Genomic DNA, 8,360 nt, shown 5'->3' on the forward strand with positions numbered 1-8,360 from the left:
CGCCCACGATAAGCGCCAACTGCTCTCTATAAGCGAGGTAAGTTCGTTAAGTTGATAACTGGATGTTAGTACCGAGACACTCTGGTGCCCGACGTTATACATACCCCAAAACATGGCAGGGAAAGTCGCTAGCCACACCAAAATCATTATTCGCTTGAGATCGATACTATCTCGAACGTGGGTCAAGCCTCGGTTTACGTTGCCGGGCGTATAAAAGATGGTGGCAAACGCCTCATAGACAGGGTAAAGCTTTTCGTATTTACCTCCGGCTTCAAAACGCGGGGCTACGTCTTCTAATCGTTTCTTCAAACTCATAATCTCAATCACCTTATTGCTTGAGTTATGGTTTTCTACGCACCAACTGCTCTATTTGAACAATTTTTAGCTATTTTTAATCAAATTTGTATTGAAAATCCGAGTATCCGGAAATCGACCTGATATTGAAAAGAAAGGCGTATAAACAACAAAGCCCCAGCAATGGCTGAGGCTTATTTGATATTACGCACGTCTTCGTTATTTCACACACATCACATTAAGTAGTGAGGAGCCTTTAAGCTGGTTTACGTTACCGTTAGTAAACAGGCCTTTTTTGTCTGCGCCCCAATAAGGCAGGTGCATTGGCCAATTCTGATTTTCCATGACCTTCGACCCTAAGAGACTTTGCCACTGATTTTCACTCAACAGCGTCATATTAATCTTACCACATACTAATTCGGCACTGTCGTAATCGAGTCGGCTCCAAGGTTTACCTTGCTCCATATAAAACTGTTGTTCATCACCTAAAAGATAAGGAATCGCATATTTACTACCCGCAACACTCGCTGTCATGCGTATTTCAATGTTCAGATCATTGTCTGAATTTGCACCATGACTAGGGAAAGCTTGAATGGCAGCAGCACTCGCGACTGCAGTTTTTTGAGCAGCAGCTATCGGCTTCGGCGCTGATTTCGCTGCTACTTTAGCCTTAACTGAGGCTTGATGCTTAACCGTTTTTGGCTCTGCCGTTTTTGACTTCATTGCTTTGGTCACGACCGGTTGTGAAGAAGAGGTCTTCGATTTATCAACCATACGAATAAAGGCTTCGCCATACCCAGAAATCTTACGTACCTGAGCTAAGTCTTTTCTCGCATCAGAGAAGGTAGAATAAGGACCAATTAGGCAGCGATAATCTCCACCTTCGGGCTTCATCCATACGTTAGTTGAAATCTTCTCATACAATGGCTTTGCTTTGCTCAGTGACAAAGGCTTATTCAACAAACCACATTGAACCCAAAACAGCTCATTATCTGAATGATGTTTAGGCGCTTTATTGCCCCAAACGCCTTTACCAATCGGACATGATTGTTCTAGCTGTGGTAACTGATTGGTGCTTGCCTGAGTCGCATCGCATAGAACCGATTCGGCATTAACTTGGCTTGATACCAACAGGGATGCAGCAATAAGCCCCATACGATAATTTCTAACCACAGCACGACATACAACATTCATTGTCAACTTCATAACCACCACTTAAACCCTCTAGGGGTTAATTATTACCGAACAAATGTCGATAAAACATGAATTCCATTTTAAGTACTATTGACTCTATCAATGGTACTAAGTTCCAAATTCATTAAGCAAAAAAAGAGCCGTAATTGCTTACGACTCTTAGTTTAGTGATTTTTTTTACTAAAAATCAAACTGAACTATCACCCTTTATAGATTTTCGGGTTAAACACGTCACGTAACCAGTCGCCTAGTAGGTTGATAACTAGAACCAATGTCACCAAAAGCACACCTGGGAATGCAGTGATCCACCATGCTCCTGAGAAGATGTAGTTAAAACCAGTACTAATCAGAGCACCCAGTGAGGGTTGGTCGACTGGAAGGCCTAAACCTAGGAAAGAAAGTGCCGCTTCTGACATGATGGCATTTGCCACCTGTACTGTAGAGATAACCAAAATCGGTGATAAACAGTTAGGCAGAATATGACGGAACATGATACGAGGTGCTCTAAAGCCCATCACACGTGCCGCTTCTACGTACTCTTTCTTCTTCTCTGCTAATACTGATGCACGAATAGTACGCGCATACTGCGGCCATTCTGCGATACCAATGATCACCACCAGCATCACCACAGCGTATTGTGCATAGAAATCACTACCGAAACTTGCCTTAAAGATGGCCGAGACAATGATCGCAACCATCATGGTTGAGAACGAAAGCTGAACATCAGCGAAGCGCATCAAGAAGCTATCAATACGGCCACCGAAGTAACCTGCAGACAAGCCAATGATGATACCAAGCGTCAGTTGTAGACCTACCGCTAAGAAACCAATAGTCAGTGATAAACGAGAACCGTAAAGCATAGTCGATAAAATATCACGGCCTTGCTCATCCGTTCCTAGCAAGAAGCGTTCTTCGCCGTCTTCCATCCATGATGGTGGAAGTTCTGAGTCCATGATATCAATCGATGTCACGTCGTACGGGTCTGTTGGCGCTAGGATAGGTGCAGCTAGAGCCATCACCAAGAAGATTGAGAAAATGGCGAAGCTCACCATTGCCACTTTGTCGCGTAAGAAGTAATACACAATGTCAGATTGCTTAAAACGTTCCCAGCGAGACGGCACTGTCGATGTCTGTTCCATGATTATGCTCCTTTCCCTGTGATGTTAACGGTTGGGTTGATAACACCGTAAAGCAAATCAACAATCGTGTTAGTCACGACGAAAATAAGACCAACAAAAATAACGTATGCAGTAATCAGTGGTGTATCTACACGGTTGATTGCTTCTAAGAATAAGAAGCCTGTACCTGGCCACTGGAAAACAGTTTCCGTAAGAATGGTGTAAGCCACCATCGTACCAATCTGAACACCACCAACGGTAAGTACCGGTAGCATGGTGTTTTTCAATGCATGTTGGTAATAGATTTTGTTTAGCGCTAGGCCTTTCGCTTTACCAAACTTAATGTATTCAGAACTTAGAACTTCTAACATTTCAGAACGAACTAGACGAATAAACAGCGGCAGCATGATAGATGCCAGAGCAATACTCGGAAGTACTAAGTGTGCAAGGCCATCTAGCGTTAAGAAGCCAGACTCCCAACCAAACCAGTTGGCCGTATCACCACGTCCAAATGACGGCAGCCAACCGAGCTCGATAGAGAACACATACATCAGCATGATTGCAGTTAAGAAAACAGGAACCGAGATACCGACACTACTGCCTGCCATAATCAATTTGGTAAAAAAGCTTTTTGGGTGAATCGCAGAGTAAACGCCGAGTGGGATCGACATACAAACAATAATTAAAGAAGCACCAAATACCAGCTCCAGAGTTGCCACTAGTTTATCTAGAATCACATCAACTGCAGGTCGCTTAAAGAAGTATGAAGTACCAAGATCACCCTGTAGAGCTGCGCCTACAAAGCGAGAGTATTTTGTAACGAAGGGATCATTTAAGCCGAGTTCATCGCGTAGCGCTTGACGCTCCGCCTCTGAAACAGATTGACCGACTAACTCACGTAACGGGTCGCCCAGGTTATCCTGAATGGCAAACGCCACCAAACTGATCACAAACATCACTATCAGTGCCTGAAACAGGCGCTTGACCAGAAACGTAACCATTCCTTGCCCCTTATCTATCCATGACTATCTAATCGAAATCCGCGACTAGACAACAAAAAATTCAGTCTTAAAAAAGGTATTTAGCCAGACTGAAGGAAGACCAAATACCGAAACTTAAATCTATATCTTAATAATATTGAGAGCCTGAAAGCTTCAGGCTCTCGATTCTAGCAAGCTAGATTATTTTACAACTAGGTCGCCGAAGTAAGGCATAACCATTGGGTTTACTACGTCTGCTGCACCTACGTTAGATTTCGCGCCCCACGCTTCACTCTGCCAGTGTAGAGGAACGAAGACTGCATCGTTGTAAAGTGTTGCTTCAACGCCTTTCAGCATCTTAGAACGCTTAACTGGGTCAGTTTCAGTATTAGAAGCTTCTACAATCGCATCCATTTCTGGGTTTGAGTAGCCAGAACAGTTGTATTGACCACGGCCAGTCTCTTCGTTACGAGTCATTGTTAGGAACTCGTTGAAGTTAGCTGAATCTTCAGTATCTGAGTGCCAGCCGATCATCATCATGTCTGCTGAACATAGATCAAATTCTGGCCAGTACTGTGCTTTAGGCATTGTCTTAAGATCAACTTTGATACCAATCTTAGACAGCATTGCCGCAGACGCTTGCGCAACTTTCGCATCGTTCACGTAACGGTTGTTAGGCGCTGCCATAGTTAGTGTAAAGCCGTCTTCGTAGCCCGCTTCTTTCATCAGCTCTTTCGCTTTTTTCAGATCGTAACGAGGAACTAGATCTTCGTTGTGACCCGCGTAGCCTGTTGGGCTCTGCTGACCAGCAGCTGTCGCGAAACCTTTCATGATTTTCTTAACAATACCTTCATTGTTAATCGCATGAACGATTGCTTGACGAACGCGCACATCTTTCAGTGCTTCGTTGCTGTTTTGGTTCATTTGGAACGTAATGATACGAGTACCAGGTAGCGTTACTAGATCGATGTTCTTAGCTTTTTTAACACGCTTGTGATCGTTTGGCGCAACAGGGTGAATCATATCAACGTCGCCAGAAAGAAGTGCTGCTACACGCGTTGCATCTTCTTTGATTGGCACAAGTGTTAGCTTGTCTACGTTACCTTCAGTTTCTGTGTCCCAGTAATCATTGAAACGCTCGAACGTTACTTTAACGCCTTGCTCACGCTGCGTTACGATAAATGGACCAGTACCAGAAACGTTAGTCGAAGCAAACGAGTTACCGTGCTTAACTAGCTCAGATTTGTCATTACCTTCCGCTGTTTGACCAGAGTAGAACTTGCTGTCCATTGGGAAGATGTAGGTTGCTGTTTGTAGTACTAGTGGGTAAGCCGCTTTTGATACTAGCTCAACTGTGTAGTCATCCACTTTTACCATTTTTTCGTATGGCGTGAAGATAGACTTAAAGTCTGGAGAAGCTTGTAGACGTTCAAAAGTCCACACAACATCATCAGCAGTCAGTTCGTTACCAGAGTGGAATTTCACGCCTTTACGTAAGTTAAAGCGGAAAGTCGTTTCATCAACACGCTCCCAGCTAGATGCTAGGCGGCCTTCAAAATCCATCTCTTGAGTGAAACGTACTAGAGGGTCAAACACCATGTGAGACATTTGCAGTGTGCCACCAGACAGCTGCTCGTGCGGGTCAAGTGATACCGGGTCAGCTGCGTAGCCAACGGTAATATCTGCTGCTGCTGCACTAAAGCTTAGGCCAGCTGCCATTAAAGCTACTGCTAATTTGCTTTTCATGGTTTTCATTGCATAACTCCTTCATGCGGGAATCCAGATCCCTAGTTGTTGTATTTGCGTCTGTTTATTGTTTTTAGCAAGCTAAACTCCAGCCTGCTGATTTTTATACCGCGGCTTGTGCCACTGCTTTTTCTTCTCTTAAACCTGTAAATTCAGGCATTAAAGAAATTAGGTGTTTGCTGTATTCATGCTGAGGCGATTGGAATAGCTGCTCAGTTGGCGCTACTTCCAATAGTTCTCCCATTTGCATCACACCAACACGATCACACATTTGGCGAATAACCGGTAAATCGTGACTGATGAACAGCATGGTTAGGTTGAGCTCGTCTTGTAAATCTTTTAATAGGTTAAGGATCTGAGCCTGAACCGACACATCCAGCGCCGAGGTAGGTTCATCACAAATCAAAAGACGTGGACGAGTTGCCAAGGCGCGAGCGATAGAAATACGCTGACGTTGGCCACCTGAGAATTCGTGTGGGTATTTAACCCCAGCCATCTTGCCTAAACCAACGTGCTCTAGCAGGTCGTTAACGATCTGACGAGTTTCATTCTCGTTACGCGTAAGTTTATGGAATCGGATCGGCTCAGCAATGATGTCGAATATCTTCATTCGAGGGTTCATTGATGTATAAGGGTTTTGGAAAACCATCTGCATTTGACGACGCATTGGGCGACGTTCTTTTTCAGATTTAAGTCCCGTAAGATCAACGCCTTCAAACGTTACCTTGCCTGAGTTAGGTGCGTACAAACCAGCAATCACACGAGCAATCGTTGATTTACCCGAACCAGATTCACCAACAAGACCAAAAGTTTCACCTTCATGTACTTCAAAGCTCACGTTATTTGACGCCTGAACGTACTCTCGACGACTCTCAAAGAAAGAATCCTTGGTAGTAAAGCGTAAGTTTACATTTTCAACATTCAACAGTGGACCAGTGTAATCACGGTGATCTTGGCTTTGACCCAACCAATGGTTTTTCACATCAAGTGGTTCCATCTCATGTGCTTCTTCGATGTAGCTCACAAGAGGGAAACGATCAAGTTTACGATCTGAGCGCGGAACCGCGGAGATAAGACTGTGCGTGTAAGGGTGTTCAGGAGTACCAAGGACTTTCGCCGTCGGACCAAACTCAACCAAATCACCACGATACATAACGGCTACGCGATCGGTAACATTAGATACCACACCCATGTCGTGTGTGACCAACATACAACCTACATTCTTCTTAATACATAGGTCGCGAATCAAACCCAAGATCTGGTCTTGAATAGAAACATCCAGTGCGGTTGTTGGTTCATCAGCGATGATTAGGTCAGGTTCACCTGCCAGTGCGATCGCGATAACAACACGCTGACGCATACCGCCAGAGAATTGGTGTGGGTACTGCTTTAAACGGTTTTCTGGTTGCGGAATACCAACTTGGTTCATCAAATCTAATGAGCGCTGGTAGGCTTCTTGATCCGAAACCTTCATGTTGGCATGAATCGTCTCTTTTAACTGCTGTTCTACTGTGAATAGAGGGTTAAGAGAAGTCATTGGATCTTGGAAGATAAAACCAATCTTTGAGCCGCGAACAGAACGCATCTGTTCAGGAGATAAGCCTGAAACTTTTTCACCGTCCAGAAATACCTCGCCGCTAGCAATGCGACCAGGAGGGCTCAGCAAATCGATCACAGCATTACCTACTGTTGATTTGCCTGCACCAGACTCGCCTACAACGCCAACAATTTCACCACGTTCAATGTTGAACGAAAGTGATTTCACTGCGGCGTGAACTCCATGACGAGATGGGTATTCGATACGAAGATTTTTTACTTCTAAAAGTGACATTACCAGACCTCTACTGCTTTGGCAGCTCTCTGCCCTGTCTGCAAAATTGAATCCATTCTTACCAGAATATTGTTCTGATATTTTATACGGTTGACAATTTGGCAAATAATTCACAGAAAAGCAACAAAAATAGGATAAAAAGTCGACATTAAACGCTTAGCAAGTAAAAATGCCACATAAGTATTCACTCGAAGAGCATATAGTAATGAAAACCAGCATTATATTTCCAATAATAAATACTCACAAACCCCTTACTACTGCGTACTTGTAGAGTTAAACATATCATTCAAAGCACATATCCCCACCAGTCACCAAAATCAAATAATTATTCCAAAAAACAATTAACACTATAGAAACAAACGCTAACTTTACCAATTTAAGCAAACAAAACAACCAGATAAAACCAACCCAACAACATATTCAACCATATGAATTTTTTGATAAATACAAACAAGAAAAACGAAAGATTTAATAAATCAAAGGATTTTTTAAACAACAAGATTCGAAGAAATCTGTCAAATACAGGCCTTAGAGAACATATTTAACGTCAAATTTCACTTTTCATAAAAATCCCTAGACCAAACCTATTAATTTGTCGAATAATTGGTGGTGGGTTTTATATAAAATTAGATATCGATCTGCACATTTGATAAAGCAAACCGCTCCGTATAAGCACCATAATGAAGATAAAGGGTAAGAGCCTGCCTTGTTATATGGAGGGGGAGATTTACGGAGGTGACATCAGGCAAGATGTCGAAGCGGTTGAAGTCCCAGCATTCAAAATTGAGGATTACTGAAACGAGAGATGTAAAAAAGCCCCGTAATTCCTGACACGGACGACTAGTTGAGGCTTCTTAAGGTGGTCAGTGAAGAGACATCCTTTGAACATCAGACGAACCCCACTTGGGTTCCAACCTAGAGATCTACAGATGAAAAAAAAAGCTCATCATTTCTGATAAGCTTTCTTAAAGGTGGTAGGTAAGGTGGTAGGTGAAGAGGGGGTTGACGCGGCAGGGCTCCCTGCGGACTGGCGATCCAGCCCACGACCCTCTGGTCTCAAATTATCTAAATTCCAGGCGTAAAAAAGCCCCGTCATTTCTGACGAGGCTTCTTAAGGTGGTCGGTGAAGAGGGATTCGAACCCCCGACCCTCTGGTCCCAAACCAGATGCGCTACCAAGCTGCGCTATTCACCGAGA

At 43.6% G+C, this 8,360-nt stretch carries 6 protein-coding genes and 1 tRNA gene; all 7 read right to left on the minus strand.

Annotation, left to right across the window (positions count from 1 at the left end; translation table 11 throughout):
- On the minus strand, nt 1-315 hold a 315-nt coding region (locus tag AB4653_RS06040), incomplete at its 3' end, for an RnfABCDGE type electron transport complex subunit D (RefSeq protein ID WP_372103580.1).
- A gap of 198 nt (nt 316-513) precedes the next feature.
- Nucleotides 514-1,500: an SPOR domain-containing protein gene (locus AB4653_RS06045; protein ID WP_102257534.1), complete on the minus strand. Its 987-nt coding sequence runs from the start codon at nt 1,498-1,500 to the stop codon at nt 514-516.
- A gap of 188 nt (nt 1,501-1,688) precedes the next feature.
- The gene (locus tag AB4653_RS06050; RefSeq protein ID WP_004735541.1) at nt 1,689-2,627 is read right to left on the minus strand and encodes an ABC transporter permease; all 939 of its coding nucleotides are present in this window, start codon (nt 2,625-2,627) and stop codon (nt 1,689-1,691) included.
- 2 nt (nt 2,628-2,629) lie between these two features.
- Nucleotides 2,630-3,607 (minus strand): ABC transporter permease, encoded by a 978-nt coding sequence (locus AB4653_RS06055; protein WP_009848074.1) that lies wholly within the window; start codon nt 3,605-3,607, stop codon nt 2,630-2,632.
- Nucleotides 3,608-3,787: 180 nt separating this feature from the next.
- A complete protein-coding gene (locus AB4653_RS06060) occupies nt 3,788-5,341 on the minus strand; it encodes an ABC transporter substrate-binding protein (protein ID WP_009848075.1) in 1,554 nt (517 codons plus the stop codon).
- A gap of 94 nt (nt 5,342-5,435) precedes the next feature.
- Complete coding sequence (locus AB4653_RS06065; RefSeq protein ID WP_009848076.1) at nt 5,436-7,163, minus strand: ABC transporter ATP-binding protein; 1,728 nt, start codon at nt 7,161-7,163, stop codon at nt 5,436-5,438.
- A 1,117-nt stretch (nt 7,164-8,280) separates the two neighbouring features.
- A tRNA-Pro gene (locus AB4653_RS06070) sits at nt 8,281-8,357 on the minus strand.
- Nucleotides 8,358-8,360 lie beyond the last annotated feature (3 nt).

The organism is Vibrio sp. 10N.222.48.A3, from assembly GCF_041475345.1.
In the GTDB taxonomy this organism is placed as follows: Bacteria; Pseudomonadota; Gammaproteobacteria; order Enterobacterales; family Vibrionaceae; genus Vibrio; species Vibrio tasmaniensis_A.